Annotated in this window: 23 protein-coding genes and 1 tRNA gene; 12 read left to right on the top strand and 12 right to left on the bottom strand. The window is 36.9% G+C overall.

Annotation, left to right across the window (positions count from 1 at the left end; translation table 11 throughout):
* Positions 1 to 3 precede the first annotated feature (3 nt).
* On the bottom strand, positions 4 to 1104 hold the full coding sequence (locus GOQ17_RS06730) for a DUF4407 domain-containing protein (RefSeq protein WP_159636516.1): 1101 nt from the start codon (positions 1102 to 1104) through the stop codon (positions 4 to 6).
* Positions 1105 to 1334: 230 nt separating this feature from the next.
* Here GOQ17_RS06730 and GOQ17_RS06725 point away from each other — a divergent pair, with 230 nt between their 5' ends.
* Complete coding sequence (locus GOQ17_RS06725) at positions 1335 to 3446, top strand: M3 family metallopeptidase (protein ID WP_159636515.1); 2112 nt, start codon at positions 1335 to 1337, stop codon at positions 3444 to 3446.
* 385 nt (positions 3447 to 3831) lie between these two features.
* On the opposite strand, the gene GOQ17_RS06720 is transcribed toward GOQ17_RS06725, so the two are convergent.
* The 4 genes from GOQ17_RS06720 to truA all read right to left on the bottom strand — a co-directional run bounded on the left by GOQ17_RS06720 (position 3832) and on the right by truA (position 7959).
* Positions 3832 to 4275: a hypothetical protein gene (locus GOQ17_RS06720; protein WP_159636514.1), complete on the bottom strand. Its 444-nt coding sequence runs from the start codon at positions 4273 to 4275 to the stop codon at positions 3832 to 3834.
* Between the two features lie 6 nt (positions 4276 to 4281).
* Complete coding sequence (locus GOQ17_RS06715; protein ID WP_159636513.1) at positions 4282 to 5322, bottom strand: endonuclease/exonuclease/phosphatase family protein; 1041 nt, start codon at positions 5320 to 5322, stop codon at positions 4282 to 4284.
* A gap of 105 nt (positions 5323 to 5427) precedes the next feature.
* Positions 5428 to 7125, bottom strand: coding sequence for an ABC transporter ATP-binding protein (locus GOQ17_RS06710; RefSeq protein ID WP_394350601.1), 1698 nt, complete (start codon positions 7123 to 7125; stop codon positions 5428 to 5430).
* 69 nt (positions 7126 to 7194) lie between these two features.
* Complete coding sequence (truA, locus tag GOQ17_RS06705) at positions 7195 to 7959, bottom strand: tRNA pseudouridine(38-40) synthase TruA (protein ID WP_159636511.1); 765 nt, start codon at positions 7957 to 7959, stop codon at positions 7195 to 7197.
* A 103-nt stretch (positions 7960 to 8062) separates the two neighbouring features.
* On the opposite strand from truA, the gene GOQ17_RS06700 reads away from it, so the two are divergent.
* Both GOQ17_RS06700 and GOQ17_RS06695 read left to right on the top strand, forming a co-directional pair.
* Positions 8063 to 8536, top strand: a complete 474-nt coding sequence (locus GOQ17_RS06700) for a DUF4293 domain-containing protein (protein ID WP_159636510.1) — start codon at positions 8063 to 8065, stop codon at positions 8534 to 8536.
* A gap of 4 nt (positions 8537 to 8540) precedes the next feature.
* Positions 8541 to 9002, top strand: a complete 462-nt coding sequence (locus GOQ17_RS06695; protein ID WP_159636509.1) for a hypothetical protein — start codon at positions 8541 to 8543, stop codon at positions 9000 to 9002.
* 35 nt (positions 9003 to 9037) lie between these two features.
* Here GOQ17_RS06695 and GOQ17_RS06690 read toward each other — a convergent pair whose 3' ends face one another.
* The gene (locus tag GOQ17_RS06690) at positions 9038 to 9577 is read right to left on the bottom strand and encodes a tetratricopeptide repeat protein (RefSeq protein WP_159636508.1); all 540 of its coding nucleotides are present in this window, start codon (positions 9575 to 9577) and stop codon (positions 9038 to 9040) included.
* A 99-nt stretch (positions 9578 to 9676) separates the two neighbouring features.
* Here GOQ17_RS06690 and ung point away from each other — a divergent pair, with 99 nt between their 5' ends.
* Positions 9677 to 10348, top strand: a complete 672-nt coding sequence (gene ung, locus GOQ17_RS06685) for a uracil-DNA glycosylase (protein WP_159636507.1) — start codon at positions 9677 to 9679, stop codon at positions 10346 to 10348.
* Positions 10349 to 10553: 205 nt separating this feature from the next.
* Here ung and GOQ17_RS06680 read toward each other — a convergent pair whose 3' ends face one another.
* Together GOQ17_RS06680 and GOQ17_RS06675 are read right to left on the bottom strand one after the other, a co-directional pair.
* A complete protein-coding gene (locus tag GOQ17_RS06680; RefSeq protein WP_159636506.1) occupies positions 10554 to 11627 on the bottom strand; it encodes a DUF6695 family protein in 1074 nt (357 codons plus the stop codon).
* The gene (locus tag GOQ17_RS06675) at positions 11628 to 12098 is read right to left on the bottom strand and encodes an Lrp/AsnC family transcriptional regulator (RefSeq protein ID WP_132777368.1); all 471 of its coding nucleotides are present in this window, start codon (positions 12096 to 12098) and stop codon (positions 11628 to 11630) included.
* A gap of 435 nt (positions 12099 to 12533) precedes the next feature.
* Here GOQ17_RS06675 and sufB point away from each other — a divergent pair, with 435 nt between their 5' ends.
* The 3 genes from sufB to sufD all read left to right on the top strand — a co-directional run bounded on the left by sufB (position 12534) and on the right by sufD (position 16191).
* Complete coding sequence (gene sufB / locus GOQ17_RS06670; protein ID WP_159636505.1) at positions 12534 to 13985, top strand: Fe-S cluster assembly protein SufB; 1452 nt, start codon at positions 12534 to 12536, stop codon at positions 13983 to 13985.
* 84 nt (positions 13986 to 14069) lie between these two features.
* Positions 14070 to 14828 (top strand): Fe-S cluster assembly ATPase SufC, encoded by a 759-nt coding sequence (gene sufC / locus GOQ17_RS06665; protein WP_159636504.1) that lies wholly within the window; start codon positions 14070 to 14072, stop codon positions 14826 to 14828.
* A gap of 55 nt (positions 14829 to 14883) precedes the next feature.
* The gene (gene sufD, locus GOQ17_RS06660; protein ID WP_159636503.1) at positions 14884 to 16191 is read left to right on the top strand and encodes a Fe-S cluster assembly protein SufD; all 1308 of its coding nucleotides are present in this window, start codon (positions 14884 to 14886) and stop codon (positions 16189 to 16191) included.
* Between the two features lie 67 nt (positions 16192 to 16258).
* Here sufD and GOQ17_RS16370 read toward each other — a convergent pair whose 3' ends face one another.
* The 3 genes from GOQ17_RS16370 to GOQ17_RS06645 all read right to left on the bottom strand — a co-directional run bounded on the left by GOQ17_RS16370 (position 16259) and on the right by GOQ17_RS06645 (position 19543).
* Positions 16259 to 17188, bottom strand: a complete 930-nt coding sequence (locus tag GOQ17_RS16370) for an energy transducer TonB (RefSeq protein ID WP_236537083.1) — start codon at positions 17186 to 17188, stop codon at positions 16259 to 16261.
* Between the two features lie 641 nt (positions 17189 to 17829).
* A tRNA-Gly gene (locus GOQ17_RS06650) sits at positions 17830 to 17902 on the bottom strand.
* 99 nt (positions 17903 to 18001) lie between these two features.
* Entirely contained in the window at positions 18002 to 19543 is a 1542-nt protein-coding gene (locus tag GOQ17_RS06645) for an NAD(P)/FAD-dependent oxidoreductase (RefSeq protein WP_159636501.1), read from the bottom strand.
* Positions 19544 to 19704: 161 nt separating this feature from the next.
* On the opposite strand from GOQ17_RS06645, the gene GOQ17_RS06640 reads away from it, so the two are divergent.
* The 4 genes from GOQ17_RS06640 (at position 19705) to GOQ17_RS06625 (ending at position 22827) form a co-directional block, all read left to right on the top strand.
* Positions 19705 to 20283 (top strand): LemA family protein, encoded by a 579-nt coding sequence (locus tag GOQ17_RS06640; protein WP_159636500.1) that lies wholly within the window; start codon positions 19705 to 19707, stop codon positions 20281 to 20283.
* Between the two features lie 84 nt (positions 20284 to 20367).
* Positions 20368 to 20802, top strand: a complete 435-nt coding sequence (locus tag GOQ17_RS06635; protein WP_159636499.1) for a TPM domain-containing protein — start codon at positions 20368 to 20370, stop codon at positions 20800 to 20802.
* 10 nt (positions 20803 to 20812) lie between these two features.
* The gene (locus GOQ17_RS06630; RefSeq protein WP_159636498.1) at positions 20813 to 21619 is read left to right on the top strand and encodes a TPM domain-containing protein; all 807 of its coding nucleotides are present in this window, start codon (positions 20813 to 20815) and stop codon (positions 21617 to 21619) included.
* 86 nt (positions 21620 to 21705) lie between these two features.
* Positions 21706 to 22827, top strand: a complete 1122-nt coding sequence (locus tag GOQ17_RS06625) for a TlpA disulfide reductase family protein (RefSeq protein WP_159636496.1) — start codon at positions 21706 to 21708, stop codon at positions 22825 to 22827.
* A 57-nt stretch (positions 22828 to 22884) separates the two neighbouring features.
* Here the strand turns inward: GOQ17_RS06625 and GOQ17_RS06620 are convergent, their stop codons facing one another.
* Positions 22885 to 24066: a trans-sulfuration enzyme family protein gene (locus GOQ17_RS06620; protein ID WP_159636495.1), complete on the bottom strand. Its 1182-nt coding sequence runs from the start codon at positions 24064 to 24066 to the stop codon at positions 22885 to 22887.
* Positions 24067 to 24193: 127 nt separating this feature from the next.
* Here GOQ17_RS06620 and GOQ17_RS06615 point away from each other — a divergent pair, with 127 nt between their 5' ends.
* Positions 24194 to 26692, top strand: coding sequence for a M14 metallopeptidase family protein (locus GOQ17_RS06615; protein WP_159636494.1), 2499 nt, complete (start codon positions 24194 to 24196; stop codon positions 26690 to 26692).
* The last annotated feature ends 269 nt before the right edge of the window (positions 26693 to 26961 follow it).

The following is a 26961-nucleotide window of genomic DNA, read 5'->3' as shown; positions in this document are numbered from 1 at the left end:
AAACTACTTTTGGCTTTCGTATTCTTGGCTAAGTCTATCCATTCTACGCTGAATAGCGACATCTGTACGATGCGGTACAAGATGATTAAGTGCATTTTTCTCTACATCGACATTGGATGCCGATTCAAAATTATGTACTATATTTTGATTAGCAATGGCTATGTCGTAAGCGTCTTTTTGGCTCATTAGTTTTACAAATACAGGCAAGCATTCGAAGAATACAAACAGCAGCGTGATAAAGATAACGGCATATTCCGTAGATTTTTCTATGGAACCGTCAGGCTTTTTGTGCAAATTACTCAGCGCAGCATTGCGGTCAGCAAAACCAGCGACATTGATTGCGCTATCTAGACTTTTATCCGTTAGGATTTTTTCATCCATGATGCCTTCCTTTACTTTTCGTTGCGAGAGCAAACTCTCTTTGACTTGATTACGCGACCGCAATGTGTCCAGATAAACTTCCTGTTTATTGAGATTAGCTTCTTTCATTTTTGCATATGGACCATATCCTGTTACCCCCGAGGTTTCATCTGTTTTGGTTCCAAATATTTCGTGATTGAGCTTTTGTCTATCCGTTTTGATGCTTGATTCCAACGAATCGGCTTGTGCTTTCAGACCGTTGAGTTGTGCGTATTCATTTGCATACTTGTTTTCAAACGTGCTATTGAGGGTGTCAATAGTAGCTTGTTGCTGACGGAGATAATCCTCACGCAATTGCCGTTTGATTTCTTTATCAAATATTTTCAGTTCCAATGGACGGGAGATAACCAGACCAATCAATACAGCAAGCAAAATACGAGGCAAGGCTTGCAGAACTTGCTTAAATGTACCTTTTGTCTTGTCAATACTTAATACGATGTATCTGTCTAAATTGAAAATGGCCAAACCCCAGATTAAACCAAAAATAATCGAATAAAACACATCGAAATCATTGCCACTGAAGACAAAATAGAGGGCGTAGCCACCCGCCAACGCAGCGAATAAACCTGTGAAAAATATGGTCGCACCTATACTGATATATTTGTTATGCTCTTCTGGATATTTGTTTAGTGTTTCTTTATGGACGCCAGCGCACCACCAAAAGAAATTTTTAATATTGTTCATCTCTTTGTTATTCAGATTGTAAGAATAGTCAAAGATAATTATCTCAAGTTATGTTGGATTTAATTTTCGGTTAAAGCACGGTAAATGTCGGTGAAATGAGTTTGACCTTTAAGTTTGATAGTTCGCTGTAATATTTTTATCTTGTCAGCTTTGCTTGTTGCGGTATTTCCCATTTGCATGAAATATTGTTTACTTTTGCACACATATATAAAAACACTAAATAAATTGTAATGAATAAAAAGAGTTTCATTCCATTTTTGGTTGTTGCGTCCATGTTCGTCGGATGCGGTAGCGAAAACAAATTGCAGTCAGACAATCCACTTTTAGCAGCGTACGAAACGCCATTTAATGTCCCTCCTTTTGACAAAATTAAAGACGAACACTTCAAACCAGCTTTTGAAGAAGCATTAAAACAACACAATTTAGAAATTGATTCTATCGTAAACAACGCGGACGAAGCGACGTTCGATAATACGATTGTAGCATTAGAAAATGCAGGTTCATTGTTGTCCAATGTATCTACAGTTTTCTACAATTTGAATTCGGCTAATACGAATGACAGTATTCAAGCCTTAGCAAAAGAATTAGCTCCACAAATCTCTGCACACAGTGACGAGATTAACTTGAATGCTAAATTGTTCGCGCGCGTAAAAACAGTATATACGAATAAAGATAAGTTTGCGTTAGACGCAGAAGACTTGAAATTGTTAGAAGAAACGTACAAAGGTTTTGTGCGTTCAGGCACTAACTTGTCTGATGCGGATAAAGAAAAATTGAAAAAAATCAACGCAGAACTTTCTGTATTGACGACAGAATTTGGTCAAAATCTATTAGCTGAAACAAATGCTTACGAGCTTGTAGTTGAAAACAAAGAAGAGTTATCAGGCTTGCCAGCAGGGTTAGTTTCTGCAGCAGCAGATGTGGCTAAAGCAAAAGGTAAAGAAGGTAAATGGGTTTTCACCTTATCAAATCCTTCGGTTATGCCATTTTTGCAATATGCGGACAACCGCGAATTGCGTAAAAATATTTGGGATGCGTACCAAAAAAGAGGTAACAACGACAATGAGAATGATAATAAAGAAATCTTAGTAAAAATTGCAAATCTTCGTTTGGAGAAAGCTAAATTATTAGGATACAATTCTCATGCGGCTTATGTATTGGAAGAGGCGATGGCTGCTAATCCAGCAAATGTCTATCAATTATTAAATAAATTATGGACGCCAGCGCTTAATAAAGCGAAAGTAGAAGCTGCGGATATTCAAAAAGAAATCGATGCGGCACAAGATACATTCAAAGTAGCACCTTACGATTGGAGATATTATGCAGAGAAAATTCGTGTGAAACGTTTTGCGTTGAATGAAGAAGAAATAAAACCATATTTCAGCTTGGCATCAGTACGTGAAGGTGCTTTCGAAACAGCTAAAAAATTGTGGGGAATCTCATTTGTAGCTTTAAATAATGTACCTACATACCACGAAGAAGTAGAAGTATACGAAGTAAAAGACAAAGACGGTTCGCACTTAGGTTTGATGTATGCAGATTTCTTTCCACGTGAATCAAAACGTGGTGGTGCATGGATGACTTCATACCGCAAGCAATCTACAAAAGATGGTAAGCGTGTAGCTCCAGTTATCTCTATCGTATGTAATTTCACAAAACCAGTTGGCGACCAACCGGCTTTATTGACTTTCGATGAAGCAAGTACATTATTCCACGAATTTGGTCATGCTTTACACGGTTTGTTGTCTAATGTGAAATACAAATCTTTATCTGGAACATCAGTATCTCGTGATTTTGTAGAATTACCTTCGCAAATCATGGAAAACTGGGCTTCAGACGCTGAAGTGTTGAAAACATATGCGAAGCATTACAAAACTGGTGAAGCTATTCCAGATTCTTTAATCACGAAAATGGAAAATGCAGGTACATTTGACCAAGGTTTTGCAACGACAGAATATTTAGCTGCTTCTTTATTAGATTTAGATTACCATGCTACACAATCTCCTATTTCGGGTGATGTAAATGTGTTCGAGAAGAAAGCAATGGACAAAGCTGGTTTGATTGATGCCATTATACCTCGTTATAGAAGTTCATATTTCCAACATATCTTCTCTGGAGGCTATTCAGCGGGTTACTATGCGTATATCTGGGCTGAAGTATTGGATTCAGATGCTTTCGCAGCGTTCAAAGAGAAAGGTTTGTTTGACCAAGTGACAGCAGACTCTTTCCGTAAAAATATTTTAGAAAAAGGTGGAACGGCAAATCCTGCGGATTTGTACAAAGCTTTCCGTGGACAAGAACCTGACCCTGTTCACTTAATGAAGAAAAGAGGATTAAATTAGTCCTTGTTATAACTTATAAAAGAATGCTCATTCCGATTTGGAATGAGCATTCTTTGTTAATATTAATTTTTAATGTCTGAATGCCTTCATGCCAGGCAGGCAGTGACTTTTTTCCGCAAAAAGTCACCAAAAACTCGTCGCTGTACCGAGTTGCCACAACTTCTCGATATTCGTGCGATTTGCAACTCACTAAGGCGACATATTTTCGTTTAACAATGTTTGATCAATAATTTTATTATCGTTGTAATTCTGCATTGATTTTCGGTAAATTTAAAAGGTTACTAAGTTAGATATCTCCCATTCGGTCGATATGACGGACAGTTTATACGTCACTTCGACGAGAGGAGAAGTCTGTTAGTGAACTTTTGAAGAGTATAAATCTCTCTTACTTTTTCTTCAATTTTTGAATAATAGCGAGTAATGCTTTTCTATTCTTAGCTTCGTGGTAAAATTTAGGTAACTTCTCCAACAATGTAAAACCTGTCCTCTCTTTGTGCTCGCGCAAGTCTGCAGCAATATATTGTTCTAGGTATTCTAAATGTTCGCCATTAAACGCAAAAAATACTTCATTCTTAAATGGATGTTTGAGCCACAATTCTGCATCAAAATAACTATGCGCATCCAGATTCCAATTTCCTTTAACTCCAAATACTGTTGACTCTGTGTTTTTTTGTTTATTGTATCCGCAACTTTCACAAAATAAGATTGCCTTTGCAGTTTCGTAATCAACTTTTGCGATAGCTTTTTTGGTACAAGAAGGACATTCAACCCAAACTGTGGTTTGAAAGTCGGTGAGTCTCTTGTTTTGGTCTGTGAAGCGATTAGTCATCGTAATTTATTTAATCGTGAAAGTCGCTAATAGACCTTTGTGGTCAGTTGGCCAAACACTTTTGGGTAATAAAAAATCATCTTCACTATCCTTTTCTTGTTTTTGCGCGTACCGCACAGTTGCCTCTGGACCTACTATTTTTATGTCTTTTAGCTTGAGCTTTTTGTTTGATGATTTATAATAAATATAATCGATGCGGTCACGGTCATCGGCTTCTGGTATCCAGGCTAATTTTTTGATGGGTACATCAGGATTATAGCTTGGATAGGTAAAACCAGGATGCGTCACAGGATTTGGGTAAATAACACGAAATGCATCCTGATAGCCTGCGTCGTACAACATCACCGAACAATCCCAAGGAACTACGGCGCCACGACGGTCGTATAAGTGTTTATTCTCTTCTACCCAGTCTAAATGCGATGGTTCGTTTAGGTCTCCAGCAATGATAATACTGTGTTTTTTTGGTTCTTTTGCTGCGTCAGCAATCACATCGCGTATGGCTTCATCACGCTTCCCTTTACGGTTAGCGGTTAGTATTTCTTGTACATCAGTAATCGGCTTATCCATCTTTTGCCAGGTCACGCCATCATATCCTCGCGGCAAATAGCAGGCATAATTGGTATAGTCAAGATGTAGTGAATAAAAAATAATCGGATGGTTGTGAGCGTTTATCGTTGTTTTCAGCACTTGTCCCTGTCTGCTTTCTCTCTCGTATAATGGCTTTTGCTCTAGAATGGGGAATTTAGATAGCGTTGCTACATCTAGTGAATGCTCGTTGGGAATTCCATTGTAGGTAATTCCTCTTTGTCTTAAATCCTTAATTAATTTGGAGACAAAATCGACTCCATCTTTATTATTTACTTCACAAAGTAAAACAACATCTGCATTCTTATCAGCAAGTTCATCTACAATAGCATCGTATCCTTTGGGAACAGAATTGCCTTCGTGCCAGATATTAAGTTGAAAAACAGTAAAGCTCTTTTTTTGCGCAAAACAGCTTAAATGGAATATTATTAATGATAAAAGAAGTGCGACATTTCGAGCCATAAATCTAAATAAGTTTATAAAAATTGGAAATAATAGTAAAGTCACTTTGTGACCAATATTTATCTAAATTTAGTAAACTTATTCTAACTGAACTAGAGCGGATTTCTATATTCCCGCAGAATCGAATTGTAAATCGTAAAGTCGCTTATAATAGCCATCCATCGCTAACAACTCTTGATGCGAACCAATTTCTTTGATTTCGCCTTTTTCTAAGACAATGATTTTATCGGCTTTTTGAATGGTCGAAAGTCTGTGTGCAATCACAATGGCCGTACGTCCTTCCATCAAGTTGTCAATTGCAGATTGAATCATCAATTCCGTTTCGGTGTCAATCGAAGAAGTTGCTTCATCCAAAATCAAAATGCTCGGGTCGTGCACCAAGGCGCGAATAAATGATACCAATTGAGCTTGTCCTGCAGATAGCGTAGCGCCACGCTCTTGCACTTTATAATCCAAACCTTCAGGTAATCGCATAATGAAATCGTACGCGCCGACACGTTTAGCTGCATTGATGATTTCCTCATCGGTTATAGCTGGATTTTGCAGTGTTATATTGTTTTTTACAGTATCGGAGAACAAAAATACATCTTGCAAAACCGTAGAAATGTTCTTGCGTAAGAAAGTCAATTCGTAATCGCGAATATCCACGCCGTCCAAAAGAATTTGACCTTTTTGAATTTCGTAAAAACGACTTAGAATATTAATAGTAGAAGATTTTCCTGCGCCTGTGGCACCGACCAATGCTAATGTTTCGCCAGGTTTAACTTTGAAACTTACATCTTTCAAAACCCATTTTTCGTCGTTGTATGCAAACCAAACATTCTTAAATTCGATTTCTCCACGAATTTGCGCAGGCTTATGTGTTCCTGAGTTTGGGGTAAATTCGTTCGTATCCAAGACGTCAAAAATTCGTTCTGCAGATACCATACCCATTTGCAGGGTGTTGAATTTATCAATTAACTCGCGAATAGGGCGGAAAATCATATTGATATACATCAAAAATGCTACAACAACACCCGGTGAAATAACATCGGCTAATACTTGTTTCGAACCGTACCAAACCAATAAACCCGTTGCGATAGCAATGATAATCTCCAATACAGGAAAGAATATAGAGAAATACCAGTTTGCGCGAACATGTGCATTGCGGTGTTCTTTATTGATAGCCTCAAATTTTTTCATTTCTTGCTCCTCACGAGCAAAATATTGAATAACAGCCATTCCAGAAATATGCTCTTGCAAGAATGTGTTTAGATTTGACACCCAAAGACGCACATCTTGAAATGCCGATTTCATCGCTTCTTTGAAAATATACGTTGCCCAAAGCATCAACGGCATAGGAACAAGTATGATCAAGGTCAATCGCCAATCTGTGTAAAACATCACACCCAAAATCACAACTAATTGCAATAAGTCTCCGATAATCTGAATCAAACCTTCGGAAAAAATATTGGCTATCGTCTCTAAATCGGAAATTGTACGTGTGATTAATCGCCCTATTGGTGTATTGTCAAAATATTTAAGACGTAAATTCGTGATATGTTCAAACACTTGAATACGGATATCGCGAATGACGGATTGTCCCAATGTATTGGTCATTAGTGTGTGGAAGTAGCGCACTATAGTTTGTGCAATCAACAAAAGCATCATGATAATTAGCATCATGTCTAAGCCTTCGTATTGTCCATTCAAGATATAATTATCTAGGGTATATTCTATAAGCATTGGCAACGCTGGTGCCACAGCCGCCAGTAATATGGTCAACACAACAGATATCCAGAATATGGTTCTGTACGGACGCATATATTTGGCTAGACGACTCAACAATTTGCTGTCGTACGCTTTTCCTGATATTTTATCTTGTTTCAAATTCTATTTTTCTTGAATATACGGGTAAATAACACGTGTCAAATACAATCCATGCGCAGGAACAGACACGCCTGCTTTCGAACGACTTTTGCTTTCCAAAACTTCTTGAATATACGAAATAGGTTTTCCTTTTACACCAATCTCCAATAATGTTCCCACAATAGCCCTAACCATATTTCGCAAAAAGCGGTCTGCTGTAATATGAAATACAAAATGATCACCGTTTTGTTCCCAACGCGCTTCTTTTATCGTACAAATATTAGTAAAAACCTGTGTGTTTGATTTGCTAAAACATTCGAAATCCTTTGTCCCTAACAATAGTTGCGCAGCTGCATTCATCTTTTCTATATCTGGGATATCGCGGAGAAGCCATGATTTATTAATCAAAAATGGATTTTTCTTGCTGTGAATATGGTATTCGTACGAACGTTCTGTGGCATCAAAGCGCGCATGTGCATCCGAAGCGACAGGAATAATTCGTTGCACAGAAATATCGTATGGCAATAAAGAATTGATAGCCTGCAAAGCACGATTCGGATTTTTTATTAAGACCTTATTCGTGCTATCAAAATGCACGTACAGTTGTTTCGCGTGTACGCCTGTGTCTGTACGACCTGCACCTAAAGTCTCTACTTCTTCACGTAAAAAAGTGTGTAAAGCATGATTTAATTTTTCTTGTACTGCGATAGCATTTGGCTGTAGTTGCCATCCGTGGTAGGCCGTTCCATTATAGGCTATCTCTAAAAAAAATCTTTTACTGTCGTTCACAAGACAAAGGTAAAAAAATACTATAAGCGATATAATAGAACAAAGTCATATTTCTGTGGTTTATATTATATTTGTAGTATTGTCATAAGATTAAAAAATAGATATGATTCAACGTATTCAAACCATTTGGTTATTATTAGCAACAGTAGTTATTTTAGGATTATTTATGTTTCCTTACCTCAATTATATTGACTTGGTGGGATTAGGTAAAAAATTATTTGTGACTGGTGAATATTCTGCCGTAAATAATGAATCTGTAAAACAAAGTAATTTTCTATTGCAAACCATCGCTACAATAGTGGTTGCGTTAGTTCCTTTAGCGACTATTTTTCAGTTCAAAAACAGAAAACTTCAAATTAAACTAATCTTTGTTTCTATTGTATTAATCGCATTATTGGGTGTTTGGATGTACATTACTTCAAGCAATACATTGGTCTTGATTTCTCAAAGCTTTGGCGCTAATAATATTGGTGTTGGATTTTTCTTATTGCCTATCGCGATTATCTTTTTAGCAATGGCATTAGGCGGTATTCGCAATGACGAGAAATTAATTAAGTCTGCAGATAGGTTACGTTAATAGTATGAAAAAGCTAATTCTATCGCTTTTAATTCTTGTAATTGGGTATGGAAAGACCAATGCCCAAGAGGAAACAGAGCGAAAATCTATCAATATTAATGAAATCGAAGTTTGGACGAAAAGTGTAGAAGTATCTGCCAAAGGCGATATGGCTACAGTGGAATTGTATTTTCAATCTTATTTGAAAAATCCGCGTGAATTTAAATTAAATACTTTCGCGAGCGGACTTTTAGGAGCAGATTCGAAACCAATGTGGTATCATACGATGCAATTGGGAAAGGTGCGTGTAAGTCTTGCCGATAGACAGAATTATTTACATTACCTATTGACCAGAAATGAACCTGTCGTATATACAGTTAAAACTGGAGGTTGGAAAAAACAATGGGGCAAACCAAAACAGATAAAGTTAGCCTTTGAAGATTTTCAGGAAGAAGGAAAGATATTGGAATTTATAATTGATTTATAAACAAAACTGCCTCGAATTTTCGAGGCAGTTTTGTTTTATCTTGAATAACGGAACTGTTGTCTATCCATCATTCCCATTTGATCTTTCATCATTTTGATTTGGTCAGCCAACAATTTGTTTTTGTCAGCACGTTTTGCTTCTTGCAAATATTTCTCAGCCTCACGTTTATTGCGTTTTGCCATCATGACACCTGCTAGACTCAATTTTGCCAAAGCCACATTGTGGTCCATGTGCAATCCTAAAGAAAGTGCTTTTTTGAAGAATTTCTCTGATTGCAAAGGCGCACGTTGAGATTCCATAAGACCCAATAACAAATGATAATATCCGTGTTGAGCAGGAATAAGTTGTTTTTCGTAATTAGTAATTTTACTCAACCATTTTTCCGCATTGACAGTGTCTTGTTTACGAAAATACCATTGTGTAATAAGCATATATTCGTGAAAGAAAACAGTCACCCACGCCAAAATTGTAACTAGAATACCTAAAATACCCCAGCCCCAATATCCGAACCAAAATAATACAACTGTACCCACTAAAAGTAAACAGCTAATAATAATACGCACTAAATTTGACATCTCTTCTTATTGTAGTTTTTAAAACGCAAATATCCATTAATTTAAGTAGTTATGCAAACTTGTTTATCCGATTAGGTGCGAAAAATGTACTTTTGTCGTATGGAAAATATGTACGACGAAAGTTGGGCGCCAATCTTAAAGCCTTTAATGCAACAAGAATACATGAAGAAATTGTCTGCTTTTGTTCAGCAAGAGCGGAGACAATTTGAAGTATGTCCTCCGCAGCATTTGGTTTTCAATGCTTTTCGTCTTACTACTTTACAAGATGTTAAAGTTGTGATTTTGGGACAAGACCCTTATCATAATATTGGTCAAGCTCACGGATTGTCATTCTCTGTACCGCAAGGAGTAGTTTTTCCGCCTTCGTTAAAAAATATTTTTGCTGAGCTTGTAACAGATATTGAGGGATTTCAAATTCCGCAATCAGGTGATTTGACGAAATGGGCAAAGCAAGGCGTCTTGTTGCTCAATGCAACTCTTACTGTGCGTGCCCATCAAGCAGCTTCACACCAAAAGCAAGGATGGGAAACTTTTACAGACCAAATAATCGAAATGATTTCATCTGAATTACAGCACGTTGTTTTCGTGCTTTGGGGTTCTTATGCACAAAAGAAATCGGTTCTAATTGATGAAAAAAAACATTTGATTCTAAAAGCCGTGCATCCTTCTCCGCTTTCTGTTTATCGAGGATTCTATGGTTCTAAACCTTTTTCCAAAGCAAATAAATATTTGGAAGCAAATGGCAAAAAGCCTGTTGATTGGAAATTGTAATCTGTAAAATTAATTTGTTGTCCTCTTTGCCGGACGGGCATCATACTTTTGACCGCAAAAGTATGCAAAACTCGTCACTCGAAAACTTTGGCTGTGAGGTATCTGCATCCTCCTGCTATTGCCAAAATTTTCCAAGGTGACATGCTTGGAGATTTGCAAGGTTATTGCGTTTCTTTATAGAAGAAAATCGCCAAAGTTATGTTATTTAAGCGTAACGCTCTTTGATGTTCTCGAAGTCGTATTTCTCATTCTCTAATCTTTCAATATGATTAATTCGGATTTTTTTGCCGTTTTGTTCAATGTGTGTAAATAATAAGTGGCTGTCGTAAGTTATTTTCCAATCTGAATTCAACTCGACAAGTTCGTCAGACTCGCCAAGCACCACATACTCCAATTTTCCTGAGGTAGTAAATCTTTTGATGATGAATTGATTGACAGTTTCCGTGGAGGTAATTTTAAACCATGCGCCATCACCTACACCGCCAAGATACATAGCGTCCTTTGGTATAGTAATGGGTTTTGAACTATAATTCATTCCTCCGATGATAAGGTCATTTGGAAATGAAGCCGATTTTTTCCGAGAAATATTATCGCTCAGTTGTTTTAGTAAATAACCAAAAGATTGAAATCTATTCATTCGGAAGCTTTTGATCCCTTCCTCGGGAAGATAGGAATAAATTACACGGTCTTCTGCTGTATTAACCAAGTTGCTGACAGGACTACTTTTTATAGTTTCGGGAAGGTTGATGTAATGCCAAAAATGATATTTTGGACATGATTTCATCAACATTCGGGTGATGAATCGAGAGCAGTTATTATTGTTTTTTGCGACAGCACCATATGGATATGTTCCTTCTTCTACACATTCATCGCCATAAGCTTTTGCCATTTCGAAATTTATTCCTTGTACGACAGAGAAAAAGAGTTTTCCGTCACCGTACATGGCAGGTTTGAGGTCTTCAAAATGTTGTATGATTTCTTCTAGATTCGAAATCTTATTGTCTTTGATTTCCGCTTTCAGCGAAATGTCTAAAAGTGGGTCTGAAAATTTGGATCGTGCTCTGCCATAGCCTCTTGGTGCTATATATCGTCCAAAATCATAGAATAGCATTTCGCCATTTTCATGATTGATAATGACTATGCCTGTGTGCCCGACTTTGAAATTAAGGTTTTTGACCAAACCAATTTTTTTGAAAAACATCATCCATTTCTCATCGCCACGAATCGTAGCGTCTGGCCAGGTCAAGATAATTGCAAAGTCGCGATATTCAGTGTTCATCTAATATTCTAACGGAACAATTGGTTCTTTTTTCGAAGTGGACATAATCATCATCGTTTGGAAAGTCTTTACAAAAGGAATTTTTGAAATCTTTTCCATGATAACAGCCTCATACGCTTTAATATCTTTCACATACACTTTCAATATGAAGTCGCAATTGCCGGTTACGTGATGACATTCTGTAACTTCAGGTATTGCTTTTACTGCTTCCACAAATTCAGGGATAGCATTGTGCGTATGGAAGTCCAAAGATATCTGAATAAATGATTTAATTCCTAATCCTAATTTTTCTTCGTCAACAAATGCATGATAACTTTTGATAAATCCCGAATTTTCTAGCTTACGTACACGCTCTAATGTAGGAGCTGGTGAAAGACCAATATTGGTCGCTAATTGTAAATTCGTGATACGCCCATTTTCTTGCAAAAGGCGTAAAATCTTTAAATCAAGTTTGTCAAGTTGGTAGGACATGATATATCTTTCTTCGAATCGTAAATATAGCAAATATTATACAATAATATATCTTTATGAGAAACAAAACAGTGTGTTAAGAGGGGTTCTAAGAAAATTTTGTTAGGTTATTAGAATTAGATGAGTATTCCTTCTTAAGATAGTATAGATTAATATAAATCTTAATTCATATGCATAAATACAATCTTAGTATAGGTTTTGACTATTTATATTTTTTCATGATATAGTTTATATTTATATCGAATCATTTTTTTGTCAAAAAAATATGGTAAAATCGTCTTGAACACACAAAGAAGTGACTTTTGTCATAAAATTGACCTTATTGGGTAGTCTAGTGACCAAAATATGCTATATTATTGGTATTTATATCGTAACTTTGTAATCCCAAAAAGGTCTGCTATAATGGTTTGACTTGTAAAAAGGGAAGCATTAAATATGAGTACCAAAGACGACGAATTACTGAAAGAGCTGGAGCAAGAAGAATATAAATACGGTTTCACGACTGATATTGAGATGGATATTGCTCCCAAAGGATTGAACGAAGATACAATTCGCCTAATATCATCTAAAAAAAATGAACCAGAATGGTTGTTGGAATGGAGATTAAAAGCTTTCCGCCACTTCCTTTCTATGGATATGCCTACATGGCAAAATTTTGATAATCCTGAAGTGGATTTTCAAGATTTGTCTTACTATGCTGCGCCAAAGCCTAAAAAGCAATTGGAAAGCATGGATGAGGTAGACCCAGAATTATTGGCAACATTTGAAAAGTTGGGTATTCCTTTGGATGAACAAAAGATATTGGCAGGTGTAGTAGCAGTTGATGCGGTGTTTGACTCGGTGTCTGTAAAAACTACATTCCGTGAAAAGTTGAAAGAAAAAGGAGTGATTTTCTGTTCTTTCGGCGAAGCTGTTCAAGAGCATCCTGAATTGGTCAAAGAATATTTGGGAACTGTAGTTCCGCAAACAGATAATATTTACGCGGCATTGAATTCAGCGGTTTTCTCTGATGGTTCGTTTGTATATATTCCAAAAGGCGTTCACTGTCCGATGGAATTGTCTACATATTTCCGTATTAATGCTCAAAATACAGGTCAATTCGAGCGTACATTAATCATTGCTGACGAAGGTTCATATGTTTCTTATTTGGAAGGATGTACTGCTCCGATGCGCGATGAGAATCAACTGCATGCTGCGGTGGTAGAATTGGTGGCAATGAAAGACGCGGAAATTAAATACTCTACGGTTCAAAACTGGTATCCAGGTGATAAAGACGGTAAAGGTGGTATTTTCAACTTTGTGACTAAACGTGGTATTTGTAAAGGTGATAATTCTAAAATCTCTTGGACACAAGTAGAAACAGGTTCGGCGATTACTTGGAAATATCCAGGCGTTATCTTAAAAGGTGATAATTCAGTAGGAGAATTTTATTCTGTAGCGATGACGCGTAATATGCAAGTGGCGGATACAGGTACTAAAATGATTCACTTAGGTAAAAACACGAAATCAAAGATTGTTTCAAAAGGTATTTCTGCTGGAAAATCTCACAATAGCTACAGAGGTTTGGTGAAAATAGGGCCTAATGCGGATAACTCACGTAACTTCACACAATGTGATTCATTATTGATTGGTGACCGTTGTGGAGCGCATACTTTCCCTTATATCGAGAACAAAAACAAAACGGCTAAACTAGAGCACGAAGCAACAACCTCAAAAATAGGTGAAGATCAAGTGTTCTACTTAAATCAACGTGGTATCGATTCAGAAAAAGCTGTTGGATTAATCGTAAACGGTTACGCGAAAGAAGTGCTTAATCAGTTGCCAATGGAATTTGCGGTAGAAGCGCAGAAATTATTAGCAATCTCGTTAGAAGGTTCAGTAGGTTAATAGAATTTGAAAATTAGATAATTTGAATAGGTGAGTGAGCAAAGTCTCAATACTCATAACTCAATACTCAATACTAAAAAAGCAATGTTATCAATAAAGAATTTGCAAGCGTCTGTTGAAGACAAACAAATATTAAAAGGATTAAACTTAGAAGTAAAAGCGGGTGAAGTTCACGCAATCATGGGACCTAACGGTGCTGGTAAAAGTACATTGGGTAACGTATTAGCTGGACGTGATTCGTACGAAGTGAATGGTGGTGATGTGACGTTGGATGGTATCGATTTATTGGATTTATCTCCAGAAGATCGCGCACGTGAAGGTTTGTTTTTGGCGTTCCAATATCCGGTAGAAATTCCAGGTGTGTCAAACATCAACTTCTTAAAAACTGCTGTAAGTGATATCCGTGAATATAAAGGTCTTCCTCCATTAGAAGCGAAAGAATTCTTAGCGATGGTAAAAGAGAAACAAAAGTTAGTAGATTTTTCTGCTAATTTGGCTAACCGTTCATTGAACGAAGGTTTCTCTGGTGGTGAGAAAAAACGTAACGAAATTTTCCAATTGGCGATGTTGAACCCAAAATTAGCTATTTTGGATGAGACAGATTCAGGATTGGATATTGATGCTTTGCGTGTAGTAGCAAATGGTGTGAACCAATTGCGTTCGAAAGACAATGCTTTCATCGTCATTACACACTACCAACGCTTATTAGATTATATCGTTCCAGATTTCGTTCACGTATTGCACAATGGTCGCATTGTAAAAACTGGAACTAAAGAATTGGCATTAGAATTAGAAGAAAAAGGTTACGATTGGTTAAAAGACTTAGATGCGCAAAATGCCTAATCTAATCGGTCACCGATAAAAATTAAAGGTCATGAGCGGATTGATAACAAATAACATGAGTACAACAATAGCAAACTCTTTATTCGAACAGTTGACGTCAACTTTCCAAGAATTGGAGGTGACTAATGAGCCTTCTTCGCTGAAAGCTATTCGTCAAGAAGCTTTCGCAAAATTCGAGAAAGCTGATTTTCCAACAGTAAAGAATGAAGAATGGAAATATACAAACATTCATGCTTTAGTCAACAAAACATATTTGTTGAATGAAGATGTGGATGTTGCAAATTTGGATTTGAGCAAAGCGGATATTCCAGAATTGGATGCACACCGTATTGTCTTGATCAATGGTCAATATGTGTTGGCTTTCTCTTCGTTGGAAGATGAAGTAGGTATCACAGTAAAACCAATCGAGGAAGCTGTAGAAGAATCAAACTTCCAAAAACACTTTGCACAATATGCTGACAAAGCGGACAATTCTTTGGTATATTTGAATACGGCTTTATACACTTCAGGTATTTATTTATCAGTAGGCAAAAATAAAGTAGTTTCTAAACCATTGCATATTGTACACGTGGCAACTGGTGGCGAAGAATTCTTTGCACAAACAAGAAACTTATTCGTTGTAGAAGCTAATGCTGAGGTGGAGATTATTGAATCTTTCATCACATTAGAAAATACAGCTAAAAACTTGCACAATAAGGTTACAGAGATTGTATTGGACGAAAATGCAAAAGTTCAGCACTATTACCTTCAAGTAGCTGATTCGGTAAGTAACTATATCAACCATACAGAAGTTTACCAAGCAAAATACAGTTTGTACAACAATTATAACTGTACTTTCCCAGGTGCAACTTTTGTACGTAATAACATCAATGTACGTTTGGACGCAGAAAATGTAGAATCACATTTATATGGAATCAATTTGCTAGCTGACAAACAATTGGTAGACAACCATACGGTAGTAGACCATTTGAAGCCGCACTGTGAATCGTACGAATGGTACAAAAACATTCCTCAAGACGAAGCAACAGCGGTATTTAACGGTAAAATTTTCGTTCGTGAGGATGCACAGAAAACAAATGCTTTCCAACAAAACAACAATATGTTGATTGGTGACAAATCTACTGTTTACACAAAACCTCAGTTGGAAATCTTTGCTGACGATGTGAAATGTTCACACGGATGTACGATGGGGCAATTTGACGATGAGGCTTTATTTTATTTGAGAGCAAGAGGTATCGGCGAAGAGTCTGCACGTATCTTATTGGTGCACGCTTTTGCTTTTGACGTGACTTCTCGTTTTTCGAATGAAGTAGTACGAGCTTACGTAGAAGATTTAGTTGCAAAAGGACTAGATAGAAAATAATTAGTAGTGTAGTTTTATATTTTAAAAAGCGTCTATAGAGAGATCTAAGACGCTTTTTTGGTTGTTTCTACCTTGTTAAATCCAATCGAATAGGCAGGGCATAAGCTACTCTAACCGGCACGCCTCGCATAATACCTGGACTCCATTTTTTAGCTCTTTTCAACACTTGTATAGCAGCTTCGCCTGTGCCGAATCCAAGATCTTCAACTACTTTTATCTCAGTCATTTTTCCATCTCTGTCTATAACAAAAGAAGTTCTAACAGTGCCTTTTACACGATTGAGAATCGCTTCTTTAGGATATTTGTAATTTTGACCAATGAAATTGCGTAGCACATGTATTCCTCCCGGATAGTCCGGCGGAGTCATAAAGTTCTTTTCTGTGTAAGTGTACTCATGACCTATAGAATCAATGGATTTACCTGATTCTAATTTTCCATTGATATAGTTTTCCGAAAAAGTATATTTTCCACCCAAAAATTCTCCCGTCCAAATACCTATTCTTTTATGATTTTTGTATTGTCCTCTTTCTAGATCAGAATTAATATCTATCTCCGCCAAGCCGTTGCCATCTGAAAGAAGCCTTTTGCCAGTAGAATCACTATAAACCAATATCAAAGTGTCAGTAACCGTGGTTTTTTCATTATTTACTTTATAGGGATAAGAAAAAGCTAATTTCAATTTGCCATTCTTGTGATAATAATATGCTGTATCTATTAAAACACCATCATGACTATACAATTGTTTTAATTTTATTTTGCCATTTTCATAGGCTTCTAATTTTGGTCCTATATAAAATTTGTTCTTAAAATCTTTAAATGTCCCTATTAGTTTGATAGAATTAGTTGAGGAGTATTCTTCTCTTACATCAACAGATGAATCGTCCTTGATCGTGAGCGTTTTTACATAGTACGCGTTTTCTCGGGATTTAGTTTCTTTACCCTCTTTATCATGGTATGTAGTGAACTGTAATTGTGAATATCCAATCATACTATTCATACAAATCATTAAGAGCAATATTATTCTCATAACAAATTTTTGCACAAGATAGCAATTATCTTTTAAAATAAATTTATTTCAACAATTAGTTTGGGTGTTTGAAGCGCAGAAAATTGTGTATTTTCTTATTTAATGTATACAACCTCAATGGAGGGGTTTATATTTAATAATTCATTGACTAATACATCATTGTTTTTCAGAAGTTACAAATGTTTCATTAAACTTTTCAGAATAAATTATAATTCCTCCAGTATTACTGGATGCGGGCTGTCCATTAAGCCAATATGAAGCATTTACTTCTTATCTTTCTAATAGAGTTAATTTTATTTTTACCTTTTAAAAACAAAGCCTTATAAAATTGTGCATCCTCCATAATCCAATATTTGGTCGTTTTTTGCGCAAGAAAATAAAGTTTTTGCGCAAGCCAATAAAGTAACGCAACTATCGAATAAGTGAATAATAAGAATGTACTCCATTCCAATAATGTTGTGTAGGTAATAAAAAAGATGATAAAAATTGGGATTAGTAATAGTGATACAAGCTTATACGCAGATATAATTGGTTTTAGATCTCTTTGAGGGTGAAATACTTGCATATTTAAAAATAAGAAAAGCTTCTCAATTTGAGAAGCTTTTCTTATGAGCGAAAGACGAGATTCGAACTCGCGACCCCAACCTTGGCAAGGTTGTGCTCTACCAACTGAGCTACTTTCGCTTGGTTTTGTGATACAAAAATAAAGCTTTTTTTAGCATCTGTCAAGACCATTTTGAAAAATATATAGTTCTTCAATAAAGAAGCTTAATTTTTAATGACTTAAATTTTTATAGCGTCTACACAATTAATCCCGTCAATAGCCGCAGAAACAATCCCCCCTGCATATCCCGCGCCCTCAGCACATGGATATAAGCCTTTGACTTGAGGGTGTTGCAAGGTTTCTTTGTCGCGAGGAATACGAATTGGTGATGAGGTGCGCGATTCAACTCCCACCAAAATAGCCTCATTGGTATAATAGCCTTTCATTTTCTTTCCAAAAATTGGTAAAGCTCCACGCAATGCCTGATTTACAAAATTTGGCAAAACTTCATTCAAGTCAACAGAACGCGTGCCTGGTTTGTATGAATTAATAGGAAGGTCACGTGAAACTCTGTTCTCCACAAAGTCTACCATGCGTTGTGCAGGAGCAACTAAATTGCCTCCGCCTAATTGAAAAGCTTGTTGCTCAATCTGACGTTGAAAATCCAATAAGGCAAAAGAATTTGTTGCCGCATCAGGTACGTCCTCCAAATTGATTTGAATAACTGTTCCAGAGTTTGCATGTGGGTTATTACGTTTAGATGGAGACCAACCATTTACTACTATTTCATTGTGCTCTGTTGCACATGGTGCTATAATTCCACCAGGACACATACAAAATGAAAAAACGCCACGGTCATTTACTTGTTCGACCAAACTATAGTAAGCAGGAGGTAGGTTTTCATGACGTGTACTGCAATGATATTGCGCTTGATCAATGATGGATTGCGGATGTTCGATGCGAACACCCAAAGCAAAAGGCTTAGCCTCAAGTAACCAGTTTTTTGCTCTGAATAACTCGTAAATATCGCGTGCCGAGTGACCTGTTGCCACAATGATGTGTTCCGCGTCAAATGATTTGCCATCTGCGGTTTTTATGCCAGTAACTTGACCAAATTTTTCGAGAATATCGATGACTTTTGTGTCAAAATGAACTTCACCACCCATTTCTAAAATGCGATTACGCATATCTTCGATGATGTGCGGCAATTTATTCGTCCCAATATGTGGTCGAGCATCTATTAAAATATCTTGGTCTGCACCATGTTCGACAAATATGGAAAGCACTTTGTGTACATCACCACGTTTGTTCGAACGTGTATATAATTTACCGTCCGAATACGTGCCTGCGCCCCCTTCACCATGGCAATAGTTTGAGTCAGGATTGACGATTCCTTCACGATTAATTTTAGCCAAATCACGACGACGATCTCGAACAGCTTTGCCTCGTTCAATAACAATAGGTTTTAATCCTCTTTCAAGACAACGGTAAGCTGCAAACAAACCTGCAGGACCTGCGCCTATTATGATAACAGGTTTACCATCATGAACTGATTTTAATTCACTTGTAAAGGAGTCAATGATAGGTTCTTCGTTTATATAGAAAACTACACGAATCCGATATACAACTTGTCTGCTTCTCGCGTCAATAGATCGTTTGCGGACATATATGCCTTTGATTTTTTCTCTAGAAACTTTTAATTTTTTGACCCCTTGTTGGATAATATAGTCCTCATTGTAGATGTAATCTGGACTTATGGATAATTCAATCTCTTGTTGCATAATATTTCTATTGGGTATTTATCCCAAAATCAGATGCAAAGCTACAAAATTTAAAATTTGTACTTTATTTTTACTGTAAATTGGCACTTGCTTTGACTAGGATTTGCTAACTTTTAAAAAGTTATTTGTATTTTTAAAAAACAGATTTGAATTTATTACACATGAAAAGATTATTGTTTGCCTTAGTAGGTTTATTTACAGCACTTTCATTTAGTTCTTGTGGTTATAACACCATGGTTTCTAAAGATGAGAATGTGAAAGGAAAATGGGCTCAAGTAGAGAATGCATACCAAAGACGTGCAGACTTAATCCCTAATTTGGTATCTACTGTCAAAGGTGCTGCTCAACACGAAGAAGGTACATTGACTGCGGTAGTAGAAGCGCGTGCTAAAGCAACATCAGTAAATGTTAATGTTGATGATTTGTCTGAAGAGGCTATTGCTCAGTACCAACAAACTCAGGATGCCTTATCGCAATCTATCGGTCGTCTTTTGGTTAGTGTAGAAGCTTATCCAGATTTGAAAGCTAATTCTAATTTCCAAGAGTTACAAGCGCAGTTAGAAGGAACAGAAAATCGTATTTCTGTAGAGCGTAGAGCTTATAATGAAGCTGTACAAGATTACAATACAACAGTTCGTAGCTTCCCGAACAACATTATGGCTGGTATTTTTGGATTCAAAGCTAAAGGTACTTTCCAAGCTGCGGCAGGTTCGGACAAAGCTCCAGAAGTGTCGTTTTAAGAATTTGATAATTAAGTGCAAAAAGATGGATATAGGAACTATTAAGTCACTATGTTCATCTTTTTTTAATTTTAAAGTAAGCTGATGGCTATTTTAAACGAAGAAGAACAAGAGCGCGTCGTGCATGCAGTGAGTGTGGCTGAAAATATGACTTCTGGCGAAATCCGCGTGGTAGTTGAAAATGTGGTGGGAGATAACTTAACTGCTTTTGATAAAGCAAGAAAATATTTTGAGCAATTAAATATGCACAAAACCCAACTACGTAATGGTGTCTTATTGTATTTGGCTGTAGCAGACCATCAGTTTGCTATTATCGGAGACGCAGGAATAAATGCCAAAGTACCAGATGATTTTTGGGAGAATACAAAAGAAAAGATGCTTGCTCATTTCAGAAATGGAGATTTCGTGTCAGGTTTGGTGACAGGAATCCACGATGCTGGGGAAGAGTTGCATCATTATTTTCCTCGTAAAGAGGATGATATCAATGAACTACCAAACGAGATTCACTTTGGTAATTAATTACATCTATATGCTATCAATTTCTAAATATAAATTTTCAATAATCTTTTTACTGACACTTTTGTTTAGTGTCTTTATTGGGAATACGAATGCACAAAATTTGCCCGATGTCTCTCGTACTATTGTTACGGATTTTACGAATACATTGTCTCCTGCTGAAAAGGATGCTTTGGAACGTAAGCTTGTAGCATTCAATGATAGTACTTCGACGCAAATTGCTGTTGTATTGGTCAATTCCACTGATGGCTATGATGTTGCGGATTATGCTGTTCGTTTAGCACAAAAGTGGGGTGTTGGGCAGGCTAAATACAATAATGGAGTTATGCTACTAGCTGCTATAGGCGACCGCGCAGTTACCATTCAGACAGGATATGGTGTAGAAGGAGCATTGCCCGATGCCATAGCGTATAGAATTATTGAGAATGATATTAAACCCGCTTTTCGTGCTCAAGCTTACTATAGAGGATTAGATGATGCAACAAACTCTATAATCTCCTACACTAAAGGTGAATACAAGGATTCATCTGCCAGAAATTCAAGTTCTGGAGAAGGTGGGGGGGGCATTAGTGGTATCTTTGTCATTATAGTAATCGTCATCATATTTGCGTTGATATCAAAAGGCGGCGGTAATAATAAAGGTGGAAGAATGATAAACGGAAAAGGTTCAAATGACCTTTTCTGGTGGATGCTTTTGAATGGAATGGGTGGAGGAAATTCTCGTGGTGGCGGTGGATTTGGAGGCGGAGACTCTGGTGGTGGTTTCGGCGGCTTCGGCGGCGGCGGCTTCGGCGGTGGTGGCGCTAGTGGCCGATGGTAGTTGTTAAGACGTGTTAAATCTTGACACTTCAAACCATATTGTTGGATTAGAAGAGATATATTTGCTCAATTACTTATATAAACGAAATGAAAAAAGGACTATTTGCAATGTTAGTAGCCATTCCAGCACTTTCTATTGCACAAGAAGATTATACGATAAAAGGTAAAATAGGAAATCACAATGCTCCCGCTAAAGTTTATCTTCAATATGTAGATGGTGAAGCACGTAAATTAGATTCTGCAGAAGTAAAAAATGGACAATTTACATTACATGGCTCGGTCGGTTTTCCAGTAGAAGCATATTTAATTCTTTCTGCTGAGGGTAAAACTATTCGTGAATTAAATAATCCAGATTTTGGAACAGTTTATTTGTCAAAAGGTGTAATTAATGTCGAAGGCACTAACTTAAAAACAGCTAAATTATCAGGAAATTCTGTGAATGAGGAGTATGTGAAATTTAAAGATTTAACTAAGGAGACTGAACAAGCGATTGAGACTGTAAATCAAGAATATTATAATTCGACTGAGGATCAAAAAAACGATGAAAACTTTGTGAATGGATTACGTGAAAAAATTGAGCCATTGTATGAAAAGCTTGAATCGTCACAACAAGAATATCTATCAACTTCTAAAAGCATCATTGCGTTAAATATCCTCGATCAGAATCTTAGTGCAACGAATGTTGTTGAGTATGAGGGATACCTTAAAGGTTTCTCGTTAGACTTGCAAAACAGTGCTAAAGGAAAGGCTATAGCAGAGAAAATCAATAGTCTAAGAAGTGTTGCTATCGGTGCGGTTGCTCCTGACTTTACTTTACCAACTCCTGAAGGTCAAGAAGTAGCTTTATCATCATTGAGAGGTAAATATGTATTAATTGATTTTTGGGCATCATGGTGTGGTCCTTGCCGTCAAGAGAATCCACATGTAGTAGCGGCATATAATAAGTTTAAAGACAAAGGTTTTACAATCTTAGGTGTTTCTTTAGATAATCCTGGTAAAAAGGATGCGTGGGTTGAGGCTATTGAAAAAGATCAATTGGGTCAATGGACAAATGTTTCTGACTTGAAAGGTTGGAAATCTGATGTTGTTAAATTGTATTCTGTAAGAGGAATTCCTCAAAACTTTTTATTAGACAAAGATGGTAAAATAGTAGCATCGAATTTAAGAGGCGAGGCGCTTGAGGCTAAATTGGCTGAGGTGTTGAATTAATTTTTACACATAATAATAAAAGAAGGTCTTGAATCCACGAATCAAGACCTTTCTGTTTTATATCTTTTCGATAGCTTGCTCCCAATCTGCAATGATATCGTCAATATGCTCAATGCCAACCGAAATACGTAGCATTCCTAATGTGATTCCTGATACTTTCTTCTGAGAGGAGGAGTGATGCGATCCCCACATGCTCGCAGGATGAACAACTAATGATTCTACACCGCCCAAACTTGCAGCATTCGCAAATAATTTAAGATTATTCAATATAGTCTGCGCATTTTTAAATTCATCTGTTTCGTCTTTTCCAGCGACTTCAATGCACAACATACCTGTATGACCTTTTAGCTGTTTTTTTGCTAACCCATGTTGAGGATGTGATTTCAAACCTGTATACGACACTTTCTTGATAGCTGGATTTTTTTCTAGCCATTCGGATAATGCCAAAGCATTGGAATTTATTTGATTAACTCTTAATGACAGGGTTTTCAATCCTCGAAGTAATAGCCAAGAGTCGAAGGGGCTTAAACTTGCGCCTAATATGATGCTTCTTCGCCAAACTTTTTGAATAAAATCTTTACTACCACAAACGATTCCTGCCGTGAGGTCTGAATGTCCACCTAGATACTTTGTAGCACTATGTAAGATAACATCTATACCAAAATCCGCTGGAACTTGATTGATTGGTGAAGCAAAAGTGTTGTCCACTATGGTCAATATTCCTCTTTCTTTACCCAATTGACCAACAAATTCTAAATCGGTTATATCTAGATTTGGGTTAGATGGAGTCTCTATATAAATTAATTTGGTGTTAGGTTGAATAGCGTCAACGAAAGATTGATTATTCGTTTGGTCTACATGAGTAACCTCAACTCCATAGTCTGAAAGAAACTCTTTCAGGAACAATGTAGCACCAGAGTAATGTGCATTTTGAGCGATAATATGATCACCTGCATTGACAACAGCAAGTACGGCTGTGCTAATTGCTGCCATGCCAGTTGCTAATACCAAAGCGTCTTCTGTTTTCTCTAGTTTGGCCACAATTGCTGCCACTTGGCTGTTAGTTGGATTACCGTGCCTATGGTAAAATTCAGGATGTTTGGGCTCTGTGGCTGCGGTGATATATTCTTGAGGATCTTCGTCGGCTAAGTATGTGGATGTCTGAAATATGGGTGTGACAACTGCTTTAGTTTTGTTAAATTCAGTGCCAATATGAATGAGATTAGTTTCGGTTTGCATGATTTTTTAATTTCGTTAATATCCAAATCTAACTAAATATCTACAAATTTGATAGAGTATTTTTCAATTGATAAATTAAAACGTTTGTTTTGGAAATATTTTTATATTGCATTCATAAAACTACATTATGAAAAAATTACTAACGCTTTTTCTTCTTCTTAGCATAAGTACAATTGCATTAGCTCAACTTAAATCTCCAGAAGAGTACTTTGGCAGAAAGATTGGTTCAAAGATTACTCCTCATTGGAAAGTGCTAGAATACTATAAATATATTGCTGAGCAGGTGCCAACACAAGTTAAATATCAACAATACGGTGAGTCGATTGAAGGTAGACCGATGTATGTGTTTTTCATTTCTTCGCCGAAGAATATACAACGTCTAGAAGATATCAGAAAGAAAAATCTGGAGATCGCAGGAGAATTATATGGTAATACGGTAATGCAGGATATGCCAGCTATTATCTGGATGAGCAATAATGCGCATGGCAATGAAACTTCATCTATGGAGTCGTCGATGATGACACTTTACCAACTGGTGAATCCAAAGAATGAGGCTACAAAAAAGCAGCTCGAAAATACTTTGGTGATTATTGATCCTTGCCTTAATCCTGATGGAACTGAGCGCTATAATAATTGGCAAAATGGGATTTTAGGATCGTCATATTACCCTGATTTATACGCTCGAGAGCATAATGAACCTTGGCCAGGAGGTCGTGTGAATCATTATTATTTTGACTTAAATAGAGATTGGGCTTGGCAGACACAATTAGAAAGTCAGCAACGTATGAAAATTTATAATGCTTGGTTGCCACATATTCACATTGATTTCCATGAAATGGGAATTAATGCGCCTTATTATTTTCCGCCAGCTGCAGAACCATTGCACGAAGTCATTACACCTTGGCAACGCGAATTTCAAACAACCATTGGTAAGCACAATGCCAAGTATTTTGACAAACAAGGTTGGTTGTATTTCACGAAAGAACGTTTTGACTTATTCTATCCGTCATATGGAGATACTTATCCGATGTATTCAGGAGCTATAGGGATGACATATGAAAAGGCTGGTAATAGTTCTGCTGGTATTGGGGTGTATACGGACAATAGAGATACCTTGACTTTGGTGGGCAGAGTCATTGAGCATCATGCCTCGGGAATGAATCTTGTTGAAATTGTATCAGAAAATGCTCAAAAAGTGGTCGATGAATTTCAAAAATTCTTTAAACAAGCCAATAATGGGGATTTGGCAAGCTATCAAAGTTATGTGCTTAAATATGACGCCAATCGTGAATCTTCGATTCGTTCTTTACTGGAATTATTAGATAAAAACAATATCCGCTATTATGCGGCCGAAGGGACATTCAAAGGCTTTGACTACTCGACAAAGAAGAATATTACTTATACAGCAAAAGAAAAAGATTTAGTTATTCCTGGTAATCAACCAAAAGCGGCTTTGGTACGTGTGTTGTTTGAGCCGGAGGCTAAACTGGTGGACTCCGTGACGTACGATATTACAGCTTGGTCGATGCCTTATGTGTATGGCCTTTCGGCGGTAGCTAGTCAAAATAAAATTACTTCTACAAAACCTTACAGTTTAGAAAAAGTAAGTAATAGTCTGGAGGAAAGCTTTGGTTATGCGATTAAGTGGAATGGATTTTCGTCTGCACGAGTTCTAGCAGAACTTTTACAAAAGAAAATTACAGTTAAACGTTCGGAATATGCTTTTAAATTGAATGGTGAAGATTTTCCCAGAGGTTCGTTGTTGGTAATGTCCAGCAACAATAAAGCGGTGGATATCAAGCAGACCTTGAAAGAAGTAGGAGACCAGCACGCTGTGAAAATACATGCAATCAGTTCGGGCATCATTGAAGGCGCTAAAGATTTTGGTAGTTCGGATGTGAAAACTATTAAGGCACAAAAGGTTTTGATGTTGGCTGGAGAAGGCATGCGCGCTTTAAATGTGGGTGAGGTATGGCATTATTTCGATCAACAGTTAAAATATCCAATTGTATTAGTGAATCCAAAGGATTTGTCTCGTGTTAAATGGTCCGAAATCGACGTGTTTATTATGCCTGGCGGAAGTTATCCATTTTTACAAGACAAAGCCCAAGCGGAAAATTTTGTAAATTGGGTGCGTGGAGGAGGAAAAGTTATAGCATTGGAAAGTGCTGTATCACAATTGTCTTCCCAATCTTGGGTAAAACTCAAACCTATTAAACAAGATACAACAATCAAGGTCAAAGAGAATCCATTAAAAGTGTATGCAGATCGTGAACGCGAATCTTTAAAAGAATATACAGCAGGTGCGATTTATAAAGTGGATTTCGATGCTACACATCCGTTAATGTTCGGCAATAAAGAATATTATACCCTGCGCCAAAACGGTACGCTTTACCAATATTTCAAAGATGGCACGGGGTGGAATGTGGGATATATCAAAGAAAATGCCTTAATAAGTGGCTTTGTAGGACAAAATCTAAGTAAGCAAATCAAGAATGGTTTAGTCTTTGGAACAGAATCCGTTGGAGCAGGAACTATTGTATACCTAGTTGATAATGTGTTATTCCGCAATTTTTGGGATGCTGGTAAGTTGGTGATGGCAAATGCGGTATTTCAAGTTGATTAAAACATACAACCAATATATTATAGACGTCATTGCGACAAAAGAAAGAAATCTATATATCTAAAAGCTAGATGTATAGATTTCTCGATTTACCTTATCAACTGTGTCAGAATAAAAATAATATTCAAAGAAAACGCAGAAAACGTTGTTTCTCTAAAATGTCGCCTTTAAATGTTTTGGTAATAGCAGGTGGAGGCACATAACTTACAACCAAAATATTTGAGCGACGAGTTTTTGGTTACTTTTTTCGGATAAAAAGTAACTGCCTGCCC

This window comes from Sphingobacterium composti (assembly GCF_009829075.1).
GTDB lineage: Bacteria > Bacteroidota > Bacteroidia > Sphingobacteriales > Sphingobacteriaceae > Sphingobacterium > Sphingobacterium composti.
Note: the sequence above shows the minus strand (reverse complement) of the source record. Positions and strands in the feature narration are given on the sequence as shown.

Bases quoted from the DNA above. Each gene is read 5' to 3' on its own strand.
- GOQ17_RS06700 (WP_159636510.1), top strand. From the start codon at position 8,063: ATGATTCAACGTATTCAAACCATTTGGTTATTATTAGCAACAGTAGTT.
- GOQ17_RS06730 (WP_159636516.1), bottom strand. From the start codon at position 1,104: ATGAACAATATTAAAAATTTCTTTTGGTGGTGCGCTGGCGTCCATAAA.
- GOQ17_RS06645 (WP_159636501.1), bottom strand. From the start codon at position 19,543: ATGCAACAAGAGATTGAATTATCCATAAGTCCAGATTACATCTACAAT.
- GOQ17_RS06725 (WP_159636515.1), top strand. From the start codon at position 1,335: ATGAATAAAAAGAGTTTCATTCCATTTTTGGTTGTTGCGTCCATGTTC.
- ung (WP_159636507.1), top strand. From the start codon at position 9,677: ATGGAAAATATGTACGACGAAAGTTGGGCGCCAATCTTAAAGCCTTTA.
- sufB (WP_159636505.1), top strand. From the start codon at position 12,534: ATGAGTACCAAAGACGACGAATTACTGAAAGAGCTGGAGCAAGAAGAA.
- GOQ17_RS06695 (WP_159636509.1), top strand. From the start codon at position 8,541: ATGAAAAAGCTAATTCTATCGCTTTTAATTCTTGTAATTGGGTATGGA.
- GOQ17_RS06630 (WP_159636498.1), top strand. From the start codon at position 20,813: ATGCTATCAATTTCTAAATATAAATTTTCAATAATCTTTTTACTGACA.
- GOQ17_RS06715 (WP_159636513.1), bottom strand. From the start codon at position 5,322: ATGGCTCGAAATGTCGCACTTCTTTTATCATTAATAATATTCCATTTA.
- GOQ17_RS16370 (WP_236537083.1), bottom strand. From the start codon at position 17,188: ATGAATAGTATGATTGGATATTCACAATTACAGTTCACTACATACCAT.
- GOQ17_RS06690 (WP_159636508.1), bottom strand. From the start codon at position 9,577: ATGTCAAATTTAGTGCGTATTATTATTAGCTGTTTACTTTTAGTGGGT.
- GOQ17_RS06635 (WP_159636499.1), top strand. From the start codon at position 20,368: ATGGCTATTTTAAACGAAGAAGAACAAGAGCGCGTCGTGCATGCAGTG.
- GOQ17_RS06640 (WP_159636500.1), top strand. From the start codon at position 19,705: ATGAAAAGATTATTGTTTGCCTTAGTAGGTTTATTTACAGCACTTTCA.
- sufD (WP_159636503.1), top strand. From the start codon at position 14,884: ATGAGTACAACAATAGCAAACTCTTTATTCGAACAGTTGACGTCAACT.
- sufC (WP_159636504.1), top strand. From the start codon at position 14,070: ATGTTATCAATAAAGAATTTGCAAGCGTCTGTTGAAGACAAACAAATA.
- GOQ17_RS06620 (WP_159636495.1), bottom strand. From the start codon at position 24,066: ATGCAAACCGAAACTAATCTCATTCATATTGGCACTGAATTTAACAAA.
- GOQ17_RS06710 (WP_394350601.1), bottom strand. From the start codon at position 7,125: ATGCGTCCGTACAGAACCATATTCTGGATATCTGTTGTGTTGACCATA.
- GOQ17_RS06625 (WP_159636496.1), top strand. From the start codon at position 21,706: ATGAAAAAAGGACTATTTGCAATGTTAGTAGCCATTCCAGCACTTTCT.
- GOQ17_RS06615 (WP_159636494.1), top strand. From the start codon at position 24,194: ATGAAAAAATTACTAACGCTTTTTCTTCTTCTTAGCATAAGTACAATT.
- GOQ17_RS06720 (WP_159636514.1), bottom strand. From the start codon at position 4,275: ATGACTAATCGCTTCACAGACCAAAACAAGAGACTCACCGACTTTCAA.
- GOQ17_RS06675 (WP_132777368.1), bottom strand. From the start codon at position 12,098: ATGTCCTACCAACTTGACAAACTTGATTTAAAGATTTTACGCCTTTTG.
- GOQ17_RS06680 (WP_159636506.1), bottom strand. From the start codon at position 11,627: ATGAACACTGAATATCGCGACTTTGCAATTATCTTGACCTGGCCAGAC.